Consider the following 19,113-nt stretch of genomic DNA (forward strand, 5'->3'; position numbering starts at 1 on the left):
GTTTTTAAGGAGAGTCTCTTAAAAATAAAGACGCATTCGAAAAAGCGTGTCGCTGATTTTTTAGTGGATTTTTTTAAAAGACGATGGAGAGAAGGAGTCCTTTCATGAGTTTACGATTTATTCTTGGCGATGGCCGTTGTCGTCATGATCAAGCAGTGATAGAAAATGCAAAAAGCTGGTTAGAAAAAGACCATCAAGAAGTATTTTTCCTGGTACCTAACTACAACAAATTTGAACGAGAGCGCGAGATCCTTCAATTACTGAAAGAGGATCGCGTAGAAGATTTTGCTTCTATTCGCGCGCAAGTGTATAGTTTTCACCGTTTGGCTTGGTTTTATCTGCAGCAAACCGGCTTGCTTTCTCAAAATGCCATCACTGAAAATGGTGCCTCCATGATCATGCGTAAGCTGCTTTTGGAACTAGAAGAAGAACTCGTCTTATACCGTGGTGAGATCAACAAAGCGGGTTTTATCCAACAATTGTTGGCTTTCTATCAAGAAATGCATACAAGTCGATTGGGGATCGAAGATTTATTAGCAGGTGGTGCTGCACCAAGCGCAACCCAAGACGAAGAAAAAAAATACAGTGAATTAGCGATAATTTTTCAACGATTTGAACTAGAACTTCTAGAGCGTGCCTTGCAAGTCGAACAACCGATCACCTTACTGACACGCTTTCTGGAAGGTTCCTTGCTGGGCGATTCCTCGGTGGATCATGCAATGCCAACCACTGTTTCTTTGAACAAAGCGCCAGATCTTTCCCACGCCTTATTTATTATCAGCGGTTTCTCCGCTTTTTCAACACAAGAGCAACAGTTGATTCAAGTACTGATGAAGAGAAGTCATGTAGTGATTGATCTTATTTTGGATCGCGGGTACCCACAAGAGATGCCCACGCCATTGAATTTATTTTACGAAGCAGGACGGACCTATTATCAGTTGATCAGTTCTGCTCGTGACAATCAAGTGAACATTTACTTAGATCAGAAACTTTCCGTCAACCAAGAAGTGGACAAAGAAGACGAGGGATCGATCCCGCAGGCATACAAGGAAGTAGAAACTTTTTGGCGGCAGACCCAATCACAAGCCAATTATCATCAGCAGACGTCCGTCAAAGACTTCTTGGCTGTCTGGAAAGTTGGGAATCCCGAAGAAGAGATTCGTCAAATCGCAGCGTCGATCCGCGGGAGGATGAGTGATAAGAAACGGTACCCAACATTACGGTATCGTGATATCCAATTACTGATCGCCGAACCAGAAGTCTATCATCAGTATATTCCTAAAATTTTTACTGAGTTTGAGATTCCTTTTTATATCGATGAAGAGCAGATGATGGCGCAACATCCATTGGTTGAGTTTTTGAATGCTTTTTTTGCTTGTCAATCCTATGGCTTTCGCTTAAATGATATTTTACGGTTGCTTAGAACGGAACTTTACTTACCGGCAGCCTATCGCTCCGAAGCAGATTGGCTTGTTGGGCGTGACCAGTTTCGTAAGTTGGTGGATATTACCGAGAACAAAGCGCTGGCTCATGATTTCCAAGGAGCGAGTTGGACGAGAAACGAAGATTGGGAACTGATCGAGTATTTACAATCGGAAGAAGAAGCAGTGGACAAAGTGGATTTGACGGCGTACACCAATCAGCTTCGCAGGGCTTTCAAGCAAGATGTCGTGGATACACTCGATTGGCTGACAGCAGCTAGAACAAATCGAGATGCCGTAGAACTGCTGTATCGCTTTTTACTGAATGCGGGTGTCGAGCAACAGCTGAGGCATTGGCGAGACCAGGCAATCCAACAAGGAAAATTAGATCAAGCCCGCAATCATGAACAAGCATGGCAAGCTTTAATGGATCTGCTGGATGAGTATGCCACGATCTATGGAGATGAGCCCTTTGATTTTGCGCTCTTTGAAGATGTCTTATTGACTGGCTTAGAAAATGTCACATTCGGAAAGATCCCAACAGCGATCGACCAAGTCAACATCAACCGCCTTGATTTGGCACGTCCGAAACAAGCGAAGATCACATTTGCACCGGGATTGAATGAAACGGCTTTGCCAAGAAAAATGGAAAATAAAACATTGTTGACGAATGAAGAACGTCAGCATTTCAATCAGTTATTTAATGGTGAAAAATACCTTAGAGATACAGTGGTGGAAGGCAGTGTCAAAGAACCATTTGCCTTTTATTCTGTCTTGCTTTCAGCGACAGAGCACTTATCACTGTCCTATGCCGTTAATTTTGATACACAGCAAAACATCAAGATGTCGCCTTATTTAGACCGCGTGGTCAAGCATTTGGATGTACCACTGCAAGAGCGGGGGATCTTGACGCTAGTCAGTGACCCGAGAGACTATGTTGGCAGTTATCGTGGCCTGATCTACCAAATCAATAATCTCAGTCAGCAAGCGCAAAAAAACAAAGAGAATTTGCCTCGAGTGTGGGAGCAACTGAAACAAGCGCTGTTACGTTCGGAATGGACAGATTTAGCTGCCCAAGTATTTGAAAGCCAAACCCATCAAAATATTCCGATTCCTTTGTCTCAAGCACAAGCTGCGGCGCTATATGGCCCGTCGATCTACAGCTCCATTTCTCAGATGGAGACGTTCTATCAGTGTGAATACAAGTATTTCGTCAGCTACGGATTACGGTTAAAAGAACGGGAAGTTTATGGCTTAAATCCAGCAATGACCGGTGAGTTTTTCCATGATGCGTTGGACCGCTTTGTCAAAGTCCTAATTGCTGAAAATATTTCCTTGACCCAGTTAACTGCTGACCAACGCGTGCAATTTGTGGAAGTCGTTTTGCAGGAAATTTTTGGCGAAAGCCGTTATCGCTTACTGACGAGTTCTGCTCGGATGAATTTTATTCGGTATCAATTAGGCAAGACGATTCAGCGAGTAGCGTGGGCATTAGCGAAACAAGGACAAAAAATGCATTTTAGTCCTGAAAAGACGGAGGTGCTGTTCGGCCAGATCGCTGGCTCAAATGGGATTAACGGGATCGAATTACCATTAAGTTCTGGCGGGAAACTACATGTGCGGGGGAAGATTGATCGTGTCGATACGGCGAAAACGGAAGAAGAACAATGGCTTTCCGTTGTTGACTATAAATCTAGCAGCCGAGATTTTGACCTTTCTGAAGCCTACTACGGACTTGCGATGCAGTTGATCACGTATCTCGACGTCGCATTGACGGATGCTGTCCAACTGGTTGGTTCGCCAAAGGTTCGACCAGCGGGGGCATATTATCTGCATGTGCATAATCCGCTTTTGGACGGACAAGAAGCCAGTGAAGAAGAACGTTTAAAACGTTTCAAGTATGACGGGTTGTTTATTGACGAACCGGCTGTTTTCCCGTTACTCGATGAGGAAGTTGAAGCCAGCAAAAATTCGCCGGTATTTCCTGTTCGGAAAGACAAAAACGGCAATTATCAAAAAACAACACAGGCGAAAAACAAGTTTTATACAGAAGAAGAGCTTGAACTATTAAGAAAACACAATCGGAAAAATATGCAACAAAGTGGTGAGAAGCTGTTGAGCGGTGAAATCGCCTTAAACCCGTCTTATAAATTAAAAGACAAAAAAAGGGCGTGTGAGTTTTGTCCGTTTCGCAGCATCTGTGACTTTGATGTATTGTTGAAAGAAAATGAGTACCACCGTTTAGAAAACTTATCTAAAGATGAGATTATCCATCGCTTAAGGGAGGAAGAAGATGAGTAAGATCCCTTTAAAACCGCAAAATGAAACCTTTACGGATACCCAATGGCAAGCCATTTTTGATAAAGGGGATAATATCCTCGTTTCCGCTTCAGCGGGTTCAGGCAAAACCACCGTTTTGGTTCGGCGAGTGATTGAAAAGCTAAAAGCAGGAACGACGATCGATTCTTTACTGATCGTGACCTTTACCGAAGCAGCTGCTCGAGAAATGAAAGAACGGATTCAAGCGGCATTGCAGCAGGCCATCAATCAAGAAAGTGACGAGCAAAAGCGCCAGCACTTCGTCCGTCAGCTGCAGCTATTGCCGACAGCTAACATTTCTACCTTGCATGCGTTTTGTTTAACTGTGATTCGGCGTTTTTATTATTTGATCGATTTAGATCCAAATTTCCGCATGATGACTGATGAAACCGAAATTTTATTGATGAAAGAAGAAATCTGGACACAGCTGAGAGATCAACAATATGAAGCCAATGATGAAGCGTTCTTTCGTTTGACGGAAAATTTTTCTAGTGATCGTTCCGATGAAGGCGTCGGGGATCTGATCCTGTCTCTTTATGACTTTGCCCGAGCAAATCCGGATCCAGTAAACTGGTTAGCTCATCTAAGTGATCACTATATCGGCAAAGAAACCTTTGCTGAAAATACCCTGTACCAATCGCAAATCAAGCCGACTTTGCAAGAAAACTTGAAGACAGCGGCGCATTTGCTGCAGGCGGCGCAAGACTATGCCCGTTCTGATGAAGCGATGGAAAAAGCGGCACTATTGATCGATACCGAATTAGGAATGGTGGAAACCTTAAAGGCTCTGCTTGATTCAGACGATGTTGATGGCTTCTATGAGCAAATCCAAGTGTTGCGTTTTGCTCGCTACCCAGCTTTTCGCAAACCAGAACAAAAGGAACTCTCTCAAGAAATTAAACCTTTGCGAGATGATGCGAAAAAATTGGTTGAGCAATTGAAAGCGGCCTTTCCATACCCACCGGCTGAAATGATGGAGCTGCTTCATCGGTCCGCACCTGTCGTTGAAAAAATGGCAGCTATGACCGAAGCGTTTATGAAAGCATTCCAAGAAAGGAAACTTTCAAAAGGCCGTTTAGACTTTAATGATTTGGAACATTTCACCTTGCAGATTTTACAAGGAGACGGTAGCGGAAGTGAAGCGTCGACCTATTATCGTGATCGCTTTGAAGAAGTTTTAGTCGATGAATATCAAGACGTCAATCGGCTGCAAGAGGCAATTTTATATTGGGTGAGACAAGTCGATCATAACCCCGGCAATATGTTTATGGTGGGGGATGTAAAGCAGTCGATCTATTCGTTTCGACTAGCAGATCCGACGCTATTTATCGAAAAATACTTGGCATTTGAAACGGAGAATGGTGGGCGGAGAATCGTCTTAGCAGAAAATTTCCGTTCTCGCTCCGACGTATTGGATTTTACGAATCTAGTTTTTCAACAGCTGATGGATGAACGGGTTGGACAAATCCCTTATGATGAGGCGGCAGCCTTGATTACCGGTTTTCCTCATTTTCCAGAAAGCGACGCCTTTGCCACAGAGCTCTTGTTATATGAAAAAGAGCATGAATCCGAAGAACAATTGATCGATGACAAAACAGAGGGTGAAATGCAGATTACTGCATTGAAGATTCGAGAGTTGATTGAATCAAAATTCATGATCTATGACAAAAAAGCCAAAACAAATCGACCAATCACTTACAACGATATCGTCTTATTGACCCCTACACGTAAAAACAATCTTGTCATTTTGGATGTCTTTAAGCAGTTTGGGATTCCGATGGCGGTCAATGATGCTCAAAACTATTTTCAGGCAACGGAAATCCAAACCGTCGTTTCTTTGCTGCAAATCATTGACAATCCGTACCAAGATATCCCCCTTGTGGCGGTCTTGCGTTCGCCAATCGTCGGCCTAACAGAAGATCAATTGGCTGAGATCCGTTTAGCGAATCGTTCCAGCGACTACTATGATGCAGTATTGGATTATCATGTTCAACAAGAAGAGTCACCCTTGTGGCAAACGTTGGATGGGTTTTTAGCCAAACTAAATCAATGGCGCGAAGAAGCACGCAGATTACCGATCCCAACCTTATTATGGCAAATCTATGAAGATACTGCTTACTTGGATTATGTTGTGGGACTTCCTGCAGGACAGCAGCGTTATGCAAATTTAGTGGCATTGATACACAGAGCTGAAAAATACGAAAAGAGCAGTTTCCGTGGTTTGTACCAATTCATTCGCTTCATCGAAAAAATGCAAGAAAAAAACAAAGATTTGGCGGAGCCTGTGGCTACTCCTGTAGAAGATGCCGTTCGAGTGATGACCGTTCATGCAAGTAAAGGCTTGGAATTCCCTGTTGTGTTCTTACTGGATACAACAAAATTCTTTAACTACCAAGATTTTCAAAAACGCTATATCTTTGAAGAACAGCTGGGAGCTGGGATCCAATATGTGAATCCAGCAGAAAACCTTAAATTTGAGACACTGCCGTTTCAAGCCATCAAGCAAGTTCGTTTGAAAAAAGCCTTGTCAGAAGAAATGCGAAAATTATACGTAGCATTGACACGAGCAGAGCAGAAGCTTTTCTTAGTGGGCTCCTATAAAAATCAAGCGGATGCCTTTAAGACTTGGCAATCTGGCCTGACACAAGCCGAGATGGTTCTTGATCCTGCATTACGGCTTGTTGCCCGGGGGAGCTTGATGGATTGGGTCGGACGGACCCTGATGCGCCATCCAGATATGGAAGCAGTATTCTCTGAAGCGTCAGAGCGCAAGCGGACGATCGATCATCCTGCTCATTTTCGTCTGTCATGGTGGAATCAAGAAACGATCACGCAACAAGTCCAAGAGACCCTTGTGCCAGTCGAGGAGTCTAAACGATTGCTTGCGCCAGATAGCAATATCGATGATCTTTTGAAACGCCTAGCATATCGCTATCCTTATCAAAAAGCGACCCAAACGACTAGTTATCAATCTGTATCAGAATTGAAAAGACTCTATAACGATCCCGATGATCAACAGACCACTTTGTTGGAATGGCGGTCGGTTTCCGAGAAGACGAATCCTCAGCAATATCGCTACGTACAGGATGAATTGGCGAAACCAAAATTTCTGCAGGAAACGAAGCCTCTCGCCAGCAGTATCGGGACAGCAACACATACGGTTTTGCAAATGATTCCATTAGGAATGACGCCAACACAAGATACTTTGGAGCTCCTGATTGCTGAACTCGTGAAAAAGCAATTTTTTTCTGAAGAAATCGCCAAAAAAATTGACCGATCGAGCATTTTGTGGTTTTATCAAACTGAACTAGGTGAACTGCTGAACCGATCCTCTGATGTGGTGAAGCGGGAGCAGCCGTTTTCGATGCTAAAAGAGGCTGATACGATCTTTGAAGGGTTTGACGAACCAGATGCGCCGCTTTTGATCCATGGTATTATCGACGGCTATATTGAATTGGCGGATGAAATCATTTTATATGACTTTAAAACAGATGATGTTTTCGGCAGTCAGGCTCAGATTGAAAAGAAAATGCGCGAACGATATTATGGTCAATTGAAACTCTACTGCCAAGCATTGGAGAAAGCATTGAGCAAACCAGTGAAACAGACCTATTTAGTGCTGTTAAAACCTAAAATGATCGTGGCATTCTAGCTGATCGATCCTAGTTTCTTACAATTCGTAAGTCATATGCTATAATAGGTAAAAGAGGTGATGGAGAATGATAAAAGTAGAATCGGATTATGCCCTTTGTCCTAAATTTGAAAAAGCTTTTTCTATTTTAGGCAAAAAGTGGAACGGCTTGATCATTGATGTCCTTCTTGAAGACGGCAAACAAAGATTTGTTGAGTTAGCAAACAAGATTCCTCAAGTGAGTGATCGGGTGTTAGTCGAACGCTTGAAAGAATTAGAGCGGGAAGAAATTGTCTGCAAAGAAAACAATCTTTACTGCTTGACGCCAAGAGGTATTGCTCTTGAAAAGAGTATGATGAGTGTGAAGCGTTGGGCAGAAACCTGGGTGCGTGAGGAAGAATGCAGTTGATTTCTCACCGGAAATTAGGTAAACTAAGCTTAAATGAATAGATAAAAAGCGTTGATAGAAACTAGTAATTTGGCTGAATCAGAAAAAGGGAGACTTGTCACAGACTGAAAGCAAGTCCTGTATTCGAAAAATGAATTTCACTTCTGGAGCTTGCTGATTACAGTCAGTCGGCAGTTTTGCTGTCGTTAGCCGAAGTGAGTGCGCGGTTTTTTTCGCGAATGAGGATGGTAACACGAGACGTCGTTCCTTTTTTAAGGGATGATGTCTTTTTTTGTCTTTATATGAATGATACTCACTTTATTCAGTCAATCCAGTCTTTTTATTCTTACACTATTCACAGCATAGAAGGAGGAAACACATGTCTTTACAAGAGAAATTAGAAGCATTGAAGGAAACGACATTGCTTAAAATCAAAGAAAGTCCAACCATGAATGACTTGAATCAAATTCGAGTGGAAGTGCTTGGGAAAAAAGGCCCTATCACAGAAGTTCTGCGGGGAATGAAAGATCTTTCTGCGGAAGAACGGCCGAAGGTGGGGAGCTATGCCAACGAGATTCGTGATATCTTGACAGAAGCGATCGAAGAAGCCAAGACGTCTATCGAAGCAGCAAACTTGGAAAAAGCTCTTGCTGAAGAATCCATCGACGTGACGTTGCCTGGTAAAAAGATGAACCGAGGAACACGCCATGTGCTAACGCAAATCATGGAAGAAATCGAAGATATCTTTGTTGGTATGGGCTACCAAGTAGTCGAAGGTTACGAAGTGGAAAAAGATCATTACAACTTCGAACGGATGAATCTGCCAAAGGATCATCCAGCCAGAGACATGCAAGATACTTTTTATATTTCAGAGGAAGTGCTGATTCGAACCCATACGTCACCAGTGCAAGCGAGAACAATGGAGACTCATGATTTTTCTAAAGGGCCGCTGCGGATGATCTCACCCGGGAAAGTTTTCCGTCGTGACACAGATGATGCGACCCATAGCCACCAATTCCATCAAATTGAAGGTTTGGTAATCGATAAGAATATTACGATGGGTGACTTAAAAGGAACCTTAGAAGTCATGATGCAAAAAATGTTTGGGGAAGATCGCCAAATTCGCTTGCGACCAAGCTATTTCCCTTTCACAGAACCATCGGTCGAAGTCGATGTCAGCTGCTTCAAGTGCGGTGGTGCCGGTTGTAATGTTTGTAAACAAACTGGCTGGATCGAGATCCTCGGTGCTGGAATGGTGCATCCTAACGTCTTAGAAATGTCAGGGATCGATCCAACCCAATATTCAGGATTTGCTTTTGGTTTAGGTCCTGATCGAGTGGCAATGCTGCGCTACGGCGTGAACGACATTCGCCAATTCTATCAAAATGATGTGCGTTTCATTCGCCAGTTCAAGGGGGAACAATAAATGTTAGTATCATACAAATGGTTAAATGAATACCTTGATCTGTCTGAGATCACACCCAAAGAGCTGGCGGATAAAATGTCAGTGACGGGGATCGAAGTCGAAGGTATTGACGTGCCTGAAGAGGGTTTAAAAAAAATCGTTGTCGGAGAAGTGACCGACTGCCGACCACATCCAGATTCTGATCATCTATCAATTTGCCAAGTAAATATTGGCGAGGATGAAGACTCACAGATCGTTTGTGGTGCGCCGAATGTCAAAAGCGGCATCAAAGTCATCGTGGCATTACCAGGCTCTCGAATCGCGGGCAACGTAAAAATCAAAAAGGGCAAGATGCGGGGAGAAGTTTCCAACGGCATGATTTGTTCGTTGCAAGAGTTGGGATATGCCGATAGCGTGATTCCCAAAGAATACGCAGAAGGAATTTATTATTTACCAGCAGAAGCAGAACCAGGATCACCGGTTTTTCCTTATCTTGATATGGATGATCACATTATCGAATTATCGATCACTCCGAATCGTGCGGATGCGTTGAGCATGCGGGGGGTTGCTTATGAAGTCGGTGCAATCTATCGGCAAACACCGAAGTTTCCTGAAATTGCGCTTACCGAAAGTGAAGTAGCTGCTGCCGATAAAATTCAGGTGAAGGTCACTGAAGTAACGGATGCACCCGCCTACCAAATTCGAATCATTGATGGCGTAACGATCGCCCCAAGTCCACAATGGCTGCAAAATCGCTTGATGAATGAAGGCATTCGTCCAATCAATAATGTCGTGGACGTGACGAATTATATCTTACTGTTATTTGGTCAACCATTGCATGCTTTTGATTATCAAAAGCTAGACAGCAAGGAAATACTGGTACGTCGCGGCAAAGAAAATGAAAGCCTGGTTACCTTAGATGGAGAAACTCGTCAGCTTTCCCCAGAAGACATCGTTATCACCAACGGAACGACACCAGTTGCGCTCGCAGGCGTCATGGGAGGTCTTGATTCTGAAATCACGGAAACGACGACCACAGTCGCTTTAGAAGCGGCCTTGTTCGATCCATTAGCGATTCGTTTGACTTCGAAAAAATTCAATTTAAGAAGCGAATCATCCGCTCGTTTTGAAAAAGGGATCAACCAAGCAACGGTTGCAAAAGCTTGTGATGCAGCAGCAGCACTGATTGCGGAACTTGCTGGCGGAACGGTCTTAAAAGAGGCAGTAATAGGTTCCCAAGTAGCAGTAGAACCTGTGGAGGTTGCGATTACTTTAGCACGGATCAATAGCTATTTAGGCACAGAAATCACTGATGAAGAAGTGCAAGAAATCTTTGATGCATTAGGCTTTGGTCATCGTCAAGAAGCAGACAGCTATATTGTTTCAGTCCCACCTCGTCGTTGGGATATTACGATCGAAGCAGATATCATTGAAGAAGTGGCGCGTATTTACGGTTATGATCGTTTGCCATCGACTTTACCGCAAGGAGAAACGGTTGCCGGTCATTTAACCAAAGCGCAACGTCTGACTAGAGAAGTTCGGACTCTTTTGGAAGGCAACGGGGTCAGTGAAGCCATCAGCTATGCTTTGACAACGGAAGAGAAGGCGCAACAATTTACGGATAAATCGAGCCAAGTGACTCGATTGGATTGGCCAATGACCGAAGAGCGTGCCGTCTTGCGCTTGAATCTGATTTCAGGTTTGTTAGACGACGTTGCGTACAATTTGGCACGTAAAAACAATCGTGTTGCTTTATATGAAATTGGTCGCGTCTTCTATCAAACGGGCGACAGTAAACACGAACTGCCAACAGAAGTCAATCACTTAGGGCTAGCATTGACAGGAAATATCCATGAGAAAGACTGGCAAACTCAAGCTCAAAAAGTTGATTTCTTCCATTTGAAAGGCATTTTAGAAAATCTTTTTGATTCGTTGGCATTAACCGACCGTATTCGTTATCAAAAAACGGCAGATATCAAAGAGATGCATCCTGGGCGTACGGCAATGATCTTGCTAGATGACCTAGAAATCGGCTTCTTGGGACAAGTCCACCCATCGATCGCCAAAGCCTACGAAGTGAGTGAAACCTATGTTGCTGAATTGAACTTAGATCAGTTGTTAGCAGCTAAAACAGAACAATTGGTCTATCAACCAGTTTCTAAGTTCCCATCAGTGACCCGAGATATGGCACTCTTGCTCGATGAAACGATCGATAACCAATCCGTGATGGAAATCATTCGTGAAAGTGCAGGTCGCTTCTTAAGTGATATTCGTTTATTCGATGTTTATCAAGGGAAAAACATTGAATCAGGTAAAAAATCTCTAGGGTACAGTCTGACCTTTAGCAATCCGGAAGCTACCCTGACGGATGAAGAGATCAATCAAGCAATAGCGAAAATTACTCGTAACTTAGAAGAAAACGTTCAAGCAGAAATCCGCTAATCAAATAAGTAGAAAAACGTTCTCCACCATACAAAGAAGTTGGGTGGGGAACGTTTTCTACTATTATAATAGATGCTCAGATGACACAAGAATGTTAGGAGTTGAGTGAAAGGCTTAAAAGATTTCTCTATAGAAGGCATTCCAGCTTTTTTGGTACAACCTTTTTTAAACACTGGCTAGGCTGAAAAAATGCATTTTCTAATCAGCGTTTTATGAAGTTATTTTTTAGGACAGCTCCTCGATTTTTGCGCAAGAAACAGCATCAAATCAAAATACACAAAGTGTCAGTCTGGGGAGGAAGTGTTCTCGTGAAATCTAACACAGAGTTTGTACATAGGTTTTGCATGAAAGAATTCATTCCGATTTGTAAACAAAAAAACAAGCCGTAAAGGCTTGTTTTTTTAAGCAAAGTAATTGATGCCCATTGCATTTTTGACTTCAGCTAACGTCTGAGCGGCAACTTGTTCAGCTTTTTCACTACCAAGTTTTAGTAAGTTCATCACTTCACCGGGATCTTTTGCAAAAGCTTCACGGCGTTCACGAATCGGTGCAAATTCGGCTTCTAGAACATCGATCAAATAGCGTTTGATTTTGACATCGCCTAATCCACCACGGGTGTAATGTTCTTTTAATTCAGCAATTTTTTCTTTTTCGGTACCAAATACATCAAGATAAGTGAAGACCATATTGCCTTCAACTTGTCCGGGGTCGTTGACATGAATGTGATTTGGGTCCGTGTACATGCTCATCACTTTCTTTTGTAATACATCGGCTGGATCAGCTAAGTAAATGCCGTTGTTCAATGATTTGCTCATTTTCCCGTTCCCATCGATCCCCGCTAAACGTCCCATGCCTTTTGGCGGTAAAACCGCTTTTGGTTCGACTAATACTTCACTATACGTAGAATTAAAACTATGCACGATTTCTTGCGTTTGTTCCAGCATTGGTTTTTGATCTTCGCCGACTGGGACTAAATTTGCTTTAAAAGCGGTGATATCCGCTGCTTGAGAGACAGGATAGATGAAGAAACCAGAAGGAACGCCTTCACCAAATTTTTTTTGTTCAATTTCGGCTTTAACGGTTGGATTGCGTCGTACTCGAGCAACACTGACTAGATTGAGATAATACATCGTCAATTCAGAGAGCTGAGGGATTTGCGATTGAATAAACATCGTTGTTTTTGCTGGATCCAATCCAACGGCTAAATAATCCAAAGCAACTTCTAAAATATTCGCTGAGACCTTCTCAGGTGTTTTCGCATTATCTGTTAGTGCCTGCATGTCAGCGACCATGATATAAAGCTGATTTTCAGGGTCAGCTTGCATTTCGACCCGTTTTTTTAAAGACCCCACATAATGGCCAAGATGCAATTTGCCAGTTGGGCGGTCGCCAGTTAAAATCGTATTCACTTTTTTTCCACCTTTTCCTTTGTTATATGGTTTATCTTACCTTTTTTTAGCAAAAGAAACAACCGGTTCTCCTTGTGATCTGATGGGGTGAGAAAAATTTTCATGGACAAAAACCTCACATCAAAGTAAAATAGCACTTGTCTTTTCAGAAATAAGGGGGGAACATTGGAAAAGAACCTTTACAAATGAAAAAAGATTGAGCTATAATATGAATCAAATCTTTCCAATTACTCATTTAATTTTAAAAAAAACTAGGAGTGTGAATCAATGGCAATGATCGAATTTAAGAACGTAGAGAAATATTACGGAAAGTTCCATGCATTAAAAAACATCAACCTTGAATTTGAAAAAGGTGAGGTCGTTGTTGTTATCGGGCCTTCAGGATCTGGTAAAAGTACAATGCTCCGTACGATTAATGGTCTAGAAACCATTTCAGGTGGTCAATTATTGGTCAATGGTAAGAACTTGTTTGACAAAGATGTCAAAATGACAGAAATTAGAAAAAACATCGGCATGGTGTTTCAACATTTCAACTTGTATCCAAATAAAACCGTGTTAGAAAATATTACGTTGGCACCGATTAAAGTATTAAAACAAAATGAGCAAGAAGCCATCAATTTGGCGGAAAAACTTCTTGATCGGGTAGGGATGTTAGATAAAAAAGATTCCTATCCTTCCATGTTATCCGGCGGACAACAGCAGCGGGTCGCAATTGCCAGAGGGCTTGCGATGAAACCAGAGATGCTGCTTTTTGATGAGCCAACGTCAGCATTGGATCCAGAAATGATTGGTGATGTATTGGATGTCATGAAAAAAATTGCCAGTGAAGGTATGTCCATGATCGTTGTTACCCATGAAATGAGCTTTGCCCGTGAAGTAGCAGATCGAATCGTCTTTATGGCGGAAGGACAAGTCTTAGAAGACCGGCGCGATGTCGATGGATTCTTTGATGCACCAAGAGACGAACGTGCAAAACAATTCTTGAGTAAAGTCACAAATCATTAAGCAATAGGAGGAACCCTTATGAGAAAGAAAATATTTTCCTTTCTAGTCTTAGCCTTTGCCCTTGTGACTTTCTCAGGTTGTAAAGGACAAAGTGCCGCAGATATCGATATTTTAGAAAACAGCAAAGAGACGAATCAGATCGTTTGGGGCGTAAAAAACGATACCCGTCTTTTTGGATTGATGGATATCGCGACTAGAGAAGTACGGGGATTCGATATTGATATCGCTCGTGCAATCACTGAGAAAATTTTAGGTCGTGATGGCAATGCCATCTTTGTTGAAGTTACCTCAAAAACCCGGATTCCTCTTTTGAAAAACGGCAACATCGATGCAATCATCGCCACGATGACTATCACAGAAGAACGTAAAAAACAGGTCGATTTTTCCGATGTCTACTTTGATGCAGGTCAATCTTTATTAGTTGCCAAAGACAGTCCTATTCAAGGGATCGAAGATTTGACCGCAGACACCACTGTATTGGTCGTTAAAGGCTCTACCTCAGCTGTGAACATCCGTGAAGCAGCACCAGAAGCGCAAATTTTAGAACTTGAGAATTATGCGGAAGCCTTTACTGCTTTACAATCTGGTCAAGGGGATGCTATGACCACGGATAATGCGATCTTATTAGGGATGGCGAGTGAAAATCCCAATTACCATTTAGTTGGCGAAACTTTTACAGAAGAACCTTATGGGATTGCCATCAATAAAGGACAAAAGCCGTTTCTTGATGCAGTGAATCAAGCCTTGCGGGAAATGCGTGAAGATGGAACCTATGATGAGATATACAACAAGTGGTTCCCTGAAGACGAATCAGGAAAAGTAGAGTAGGAGGAAACTGAATGGTTGAATTATTTCAAACGTATACCGGTCAGTTTATTGAAGGCTTTAAATACACAGTCATGGCGAGTTTGATCGCACTGTTTTTTAGTCTTTTGATCGGAACCTTAATGGCAATTTTTCAGTTGTCAGACAATCGCCTCATCAAAGGGATTGCCAAAGCGTATGTTGAGTTTTTTAGAAATATTCCCTTATTGATCATCGTGATGTTCTTTTATGTCGTTGTGCCAATGTATTGGGTTTCTTTTGACGGTTTTCAAGCGGGAACGATTGGCTTAACGATCTATACATCGGCATTTATCGCTGAGACGATCCGGTCAGGGATTCAAACGGTTCCTAAAGGCCAGATGGAAGCTTCCTTGTCTTCTGGTTTTACGTACAGCCAAGCGATGCGTTACATTATTTTGCCTCAGGCTTTTAAGATCGTCGTACCGCCGTTAGGCAATCAATTTATCAATCTTGTTAAAAACTCATCAATTTTGGCGATGGTCGCAGGATTAGATATTATGTATCAAGGGGATTTGATCGCAAGTGAGACCTTCAATACATTCGATACGTATATCATTGTTGGTCTTTTCTATTTGATCATTACCCTACCATTGTCTTATTTGATGGTTTACTTGGAACGGCGTTGGGCTGTCCGCTCATAGAAAGGAGCTAACGAACTATGGATTTTTTTGAAGCTTTTTCAGCGATTAACATTCGCTTCTTGATCGATGGCTTGCGGGTAACAGTTGAAGTGTCGATCCTATCGATTTTATTTAGCTTTATTATCGGAGGGATCGCCGGCATTTTGCGCTTCAGCTCGATCCCGGTCTTTTCTAAAGTATTAGGTGTCGTGATCGATGTTATTCGTAACTTGCCTTTGCTCTTGATCATCTTTTTCACTTACTTTGCATTGCCGCAGATCGGTATCCGCTTTAATATTTTTTGGTCAGCGGTTGTGGCGTTGACGATTTTTGAATCAGCGATGCTCTCTGAAATCTTTCGTGCTGGTTTGAATGCTGTGCCAAAAGGGCAGATGGAAGCTGGTTTGTCAACAGGGCTAAGCTATGTCGAAGTATTGCGGAGTATCGTCGTGCCACAGGCATTTAAAGCGATGTTGCCAGCGATCGTCAGTCAGTTGATCTCTTTGATCAAAGATACGTCATTAGCCGTGATTATTTCTTTACCAGAGCTGACTCATCATGCTCGAATCATTTATGGTCAAAATACAAACTATGTTTTGCCTATGTTTTTGGCAATGACTGTTTTATACTTTTTGGTTTGTTATGCATTGTCATTGCTTTCTGGCTTTTTGGAAAAACGTCAGTACGATTACTAAAAAGAATAATCGACAAAAACATCCCCACGATCGGTCTTTTACCCATGCAAGTGCAACTTGTGGGGTGTAAGCCAATCGTTGGGGCTTTTTTCTTTTTGACCGTTTCGTATTTTTTGGGAAAGCTTTTTTAGCAAACGAAAGGAATACTTGAAAAATAGACAAAAAAAGTCCAAAATGAATAAGAGAGAAAAACGCACCAAACTCTTTTTTTCATGTAAAGGATGGAAACTATGACAAACAACAGACCAATTGGTTTTATCGATTCTGGTGTTGGTGGGTTGACGGTCGTCAAAGAAGCAATCAAGCAATTACCCAACGAATCGATTCTTTATCTGGGAGATACAGCCAGATGCCCGTATGGTCCGAGACCTGCTGAGCAAGTTATCGCGTATACGTGGCAAATGACCCGTTTTTTATTAGAAAAAAACATTAAAATGTTGGTGATCGCTTGTAATACAGCGACAGCGGTCGCCCTTGAAGAAATCAAAGAAAAACTAGCGATCCCGGTGATTGGCGTGATCCTGCCCGGTAGTCGAGCAGCAGTCAAAGCAAGCAAAAACCAGCGAATCGGTGTCATCGGAACAAATGGAACGATCAAAAGCGACTCTTACAAGCGCGCTCTTCATGGCAAAGCGCCCCATGCGTCAGTCGTCAGTTTGGCTTGCCCAAAGTTTGTGCCGATCGTAGAAAGCAAACAATACCATAGCTCGGTCGCCAAGAAAATCGTGGCAGAAACGTTGCGTCCATTGAAAAACAAGCGGTTAGATACAGTGATTCTGGGCTGTACTCATTATCCTCTATTGCGCCCTTTGATCCAAAATGAATTAGGCGCCCATATCCAGCTGATTGATTCAGGGGCAGAAACGGTGGGGGAAGTCAGTACCTTGTTGGACTATTTTTCCATTGCAGCAACGAGTCAGGACGATCCGCATCCGCAACATGCATTTTTTACTACTGGTTCACCGAAAATATTTGATGAGATTGCCAATGATTGGCTTGATTTAGACACGATCTCATCGATTCACACTGATTTAGGAGGCTTTTAAATGCGACATGATGGCAGAAAAGAAACAATGTTAAGACCAGTCAACATTCAAACCAACGTCTACAAACACCCCGAAGGATCGGTTGTGATCTCTTTTGGTGACACAACCGTGATTTGTTCGGCAACGATTGAAGATCGGGTCCCTCCGTTTTTACGAGATACGGGAAAAGGCTGGGTCACAGCCGAATACAGTATGCTCCCACGAGCGACCAACACTCGTAATCGTCGAGAAAGTGCCAAAGGCAAGCTTTCTGGTCGTACGATGGAGATCCAACGGCTGATCGCTCGTTCCTTACGAGCCGTAGTCGATTTAGAAAAATTAGGGGAACGTAGTATCGTCGTCGATTGTGATGTCGTCCAAGCGGATGGCGGTACCAGAACAGCCAGTATTACCGGCGCTTTTGTCGCGTTGCGTTTAGCTATCGATACCTTGTTGCGTGACAAAGCATTGACGGAAGATCCAATCAAGGAGCATTTGGCAGCAATTAGTGTCGGAATCTTACCAGATGGTACCTGTGTGACTGATCTCGATTATCAAGAAGATTCTTCAGCTGCTGTTGACATGAATTTGGTGATGACGGAATCTGGTCGATTTGTCGAATTGCAAGGAACTGGGGAAGAAGCAACCTTTGATGGCCAGCAGTTGAATGAGATGCTGTTCTACGGAAAAACAGCTATCGAAGAATTGATTGCCTATCAAAAAGAGGCACTGTTTTTACCAGATGAACCCCCTTATGAGATTCCCGAAAAAACGATTGTCATTGCTACAGGCAATCCAGGAAAAGCCAAGGAGTTTAAAGCCGTATTTGGCGCAGCAGGTTACGATGTCCGCACCTTAAAAGACTATCCTTCCTTGCCGGATGTTGAAGAAACCGGCACCACCTTTGAAGAAAATGCCCGCCTTAAAGCGGAAACCATCGCCAGAATTTTGGGAAGACCGGTGTTAGCTGATGACTCAGGACTGAAAGTCGATGCATTAGGGGGTCGACCAGGGGTGTACTCTGCTCGATTTGCTGGTGAGCAAAAAAGTGACGCTGCTAATAATGCAAAATTACTTTACGAATTGACGGATGTCGAAGATGACAAGCGCAGTGCTCAATTTCACTGTACGTTAGTTTTCGCAGCGCCAGGAAAAGAGAGTTTGGTGGTTGAAGCTCAATGGCCGGGAAGAATCGGCCGTATCCCTCGTGGAGAAAATGGGTTCGGTTACGATCCATTGTTTATTCCTGATGGTTCAGAGCAAAGCGCAGCCCAAATGAGTCAAGAAGAAAAGAACCGAGTCAGCCACCGTGGTCTAGCAATCAAAAAGCTGCAGGAACAGTGGCAGGAGTGGTTAGAAGGAGAAAATGCATGAAATATTTAGTTGTCAGTGACAATCATTCAGATCGTGAGATTCTTGTTGATCTTAAAAATGAATTCGAAAATCAAGTCGATTTATTCCTGCACTGTGGGGACTCCGAACTACCTGACACAGACCCTTTGTGGGATACTTTTCAAGTCGTTTGCGGCAATTGCGATTATGGCGGTGGTTTTCCCAATGAGCGTATCATCAAAACGCCGCTGGACACCATCTATATGACTCATGGCCACTTAGCAGATGTCCGTTTTGGTGTAACGAAATTAGGGCTGCAAGCGCAACAAGCCGATGCCTCGATCGCACTGTTTGGTCACACGCATCAAATTGCTTGTGAGAAAGTTGGGAATCGGCTTTTCTTGAATCCCGGCAGTATTTCCCAACCGCGAGGGCAAATTCAAATCAAAAGCTTTGCGATTATCGAAAGTACGCCAGAACAATGGGCAATCCAATACTATGATCGTTCCTTTCATAAAGTCCCTGAGCTAGCTTTTGTTTTCACACGCTAAGTAAGCGGAATCAAAAAGTAAAAA

Annotated in this window: 13 protein-coding genes; 12 read left to right on the forward strand and 1 reads right to left on the reverse strand. The window is 42.9% G+C overall.

Annotated features, from left to right (window positions below):
* Positions 1-104 precede the first annotated feature (104 nt).
* The 5 genes from IGJ42_RS07785 (at position 105) to pheT (ending at position 11,606) form a co-directional block, all read left to right on the forward strand.
* Positions 105-3,722 (forward strand): PD-(D/E)XK nuclease family protein, encoded by a 3,618-nt coding sequence (locus tag IGJ42_RS07785; protein ID WP_086332355.1) that lies wholly within the window; start codon positions 105-107, stop codon positions 3,720-3,722.
* Positions 3,715-7,392, forward strand: a complete 3,678-nt coding sequence (addA, locus tag IGJ42_RS07790; RefSeq protein ID WP_430616085.1) for a helicase-exonuclease AddAB subunit AddA — start codon at positions 3,715-3,717, stop codon at positions 7,390-7,392. Before IGJ42_RS07785 ends, addA begins: the two co-directional genes overlap by 8 nt.
* Before the next feature lie 67 nt (positions 7,393-7,459).
* Positions 7,460-7,780, forward strand: a complete 321-nt coding sequence (locus IGJ42_RS07795) for a winged helix-turn-helix transcriptional regulator (RefSeq protein ID WP_005226192.1) — start codon at positions 7,460-7,462, stop codon at positions 7,778-7,780.
* A gap of 358 nt (positions 7,781-8,138) precedes the next feature.
* Positions 8,139-9,185, forward strand: a complete 1,047-nt coding sequence (gene pheS, locus IGJ42_RS07800; protein WP_008381915.1) for a phenylalanine--tRNA ligase subunit alpha — start codon at positions 8,139-8,141, stop codon at positions 9,183-9,185.
* Positions 9,186-11,606 (forward strand): phenylalanine--tRNA ligase subunit beta, encoded by a 2,421-nt coding sequence (gene pheT / locus IGJ42_RS07805; RefSeq protein ID WP_086317394.1) that lies wholly within the window; start codon positions 9,186-9,188, stop codon positions 11,604-11,606.
* Positions 11,607-12,007: 401 nt separating this feature from the next.
* On the opposite strand, the gene trpS is transcribed toward pheT, so the two are convergent.
* Complete coding sequence (gene trpS, locus IGJ42_RS07810; RefSeq protein WP_005236112.1) at positions 12,008-13,015, reverse strand: tryptophan--tRNA ligase; 1,008 nt, start codon at positions 13,013-13,015, stop codon at positions 12,008-12,010.
* Positions 13,016-13,282: 267 nt separating this feature from the next.
* Between trpS and IGJ42_RS07815 the strand changes: the two genes are divergently transcribed.
* The 7 genes from IGJ42_RS07815 (at position 13,283) to IGJ42_RS07845 (ending at position 19,089) form a co-directional block, all read left to right on the forward strand.
* Positions 13,283-14,020: an amino acid ABC transporter ATP-binding protein gene (locus tag IGJ42_RS07815; protein ID WP_008381909.1), complete on the forward strand. Its 738-nt coding sequence runs from the start codon at positions 13,283-13,285 to the stop codon at positions 14,018-14,020.
* Between the two features lie 18 nt (positions 14,021-14,038).
* Entirely contained in the window at positions 14,039-14,848 is an 810-nt protein-coding gene (locus tag IGJ42_RS07820; protein ID WP_008381907.1) for a transporter substrate-binding domain-containing protein, read from the forward strand.
* An 11-nt stretch (positions 14,849-14,859) separates the two neighbouring features.
* Entirely contained in the window at positions 14,860-15,507 is a 648-nt protein-coding gene (locus tag IGJ42_RS07825) for an amino acid ABC transporter permease (protein ID WP_005226186.1), read from the forward strand.
* 17 nt (positions 15,508-15,524) lie between these two features.
* Entirely contained in the window at positions 15,525-16,181 is a 657-nt protein-coding gene (locus IGJ42_RS07830) for an amino acid ABC transporter permease (protein ID WP_005236107.1), read from the forward strand.
* Positions 16,182-16,411: 230 nt separating this feature from the next.
* A complete protein-coding gene (gene racE, locus IGJ42_RS07835; protein WP_008381904.1) occupies positions 16,412-17,227 on the forward strand; it encodes a glutamate racemase in 816 nt (271 codons plus the stop codon).
* Positions 17,228-18,580, forward strand: a complete 1,353-nt coding sequence (gene rph / locus IGJ42_RS07840; protein WP_430616087.1) for a ribonuclease PH — start codon at positions 17,228-17,230, stop codon at positions 18,578-18,580.
* Positions 18,577-19,089 (forward strand): metallophosphoesterase, encoded by a 513-nt coding sequence (locus IGJ42_RS07845; RefSeq protein WP_005236103.1) that lies wholly within the window; start codon positions 18,577-18,579, stop codon positions 19,087-19,089. Before rph ends, IGJ42_RS07845 begins: the two co-directional genes overlap by 4 nt.
* Positions 19,090-19,113 lie beyond the last annotated feature (24 nt).

The sequence above is a fragment of the Enterococcus sp. DIV1067f genome (genome assembly GCF_050543505.1).
Lineage (GTDB): Bacteria > Bacillota > Bacilli > Lactobacillales > Enterococcaceae > Enterococcus_D > Enterococcus_D entomosocium.

Excerpts from the sequence above, each read along its gene's own strand:
- IGJ42_RS07785 (WP_086332355.1), top strand. The coding sequence starts at position 105 with ATGAGTTTACGATTTATTCTTGGCGATGGCCGTTGTCGTCATGATCAA.
- addA (WP_430616085.1), top strand. The coding sequence starts at position 3,715 with ATGAGTAAGATCCCTTTAAAACCGCAAAATGAAACCTTTACGGATACC.
- IGJ42_RS07795 (WP_005226192.1), top strand. The coding sequence starts at position 7,460 with ATGATAAAAGTAGAATCGGATTATGCCCTTTGTCCTAAATTTGAAAAA.
- pheS (WP_008381915.1), top strand. The coding sequence starts at position 8,139 with ATGTCTTTACAAGAGAAATTAGAAGCATTGAAGGAAACGACATTGCTT.
- pheT (WP_086317394.1), top strand. The coding sequence starts at position 9,186 with ATGTTAGTATCATACAAATGGTTAAATGAATACCTTGATCTGTCTGAG.
- IGJ42_RS07815 (WP_008381909.1), top strand. The coding sequence starts at position 13,283 with ATGGCAATGATCGAATTTAAGAACGTAGAGAAATATTACGGAAAGTTC.
- IGJ42_RS07820 (WP_008381907.1), top strand. The coding sequence starts at position 14,039 with ATGAGAAAGAAAATATTTTCCTTTCTAGTCTTAGCCTTTGCCCTTGTG.
- IGJ42_RS07825 (WP_005226186.1), top strand. The coding sequence starts at position 14,860 with ATGGTTGAATTATTTCAAACGTATACCGGTCAGTTTATTGAAGGCTTT.
- IGJ42_RS07830 (WP_005236107.1), top strand. The coding sequence starts at position 15,525 with ATGGATTTTTTTGAAGCTTTTTCAGCGATTAACATTCGCTTCTTGATC.
- racE (WP_008381904.1), top strand. The coding sequence starts at position 16,412 with ATGACAAACAACAGACCAATTGGTTTTATCGATTCTGGTGTTGGTGGG.
- rph (WP_430616087.1), top strand. The coding sequence starts at position 17,228 with ATGCGACATGATGGCAGAAAAGAAACAATGTTAAGACCAGTCAACATT.
- IGJ42_RS07845 (WP_005236103.1), top strand. The coding sequence starts at position 18,577 with ATGAAATATTTAGTTGTCAGTGACAATCATTCAGATCGTGAGATTCTT.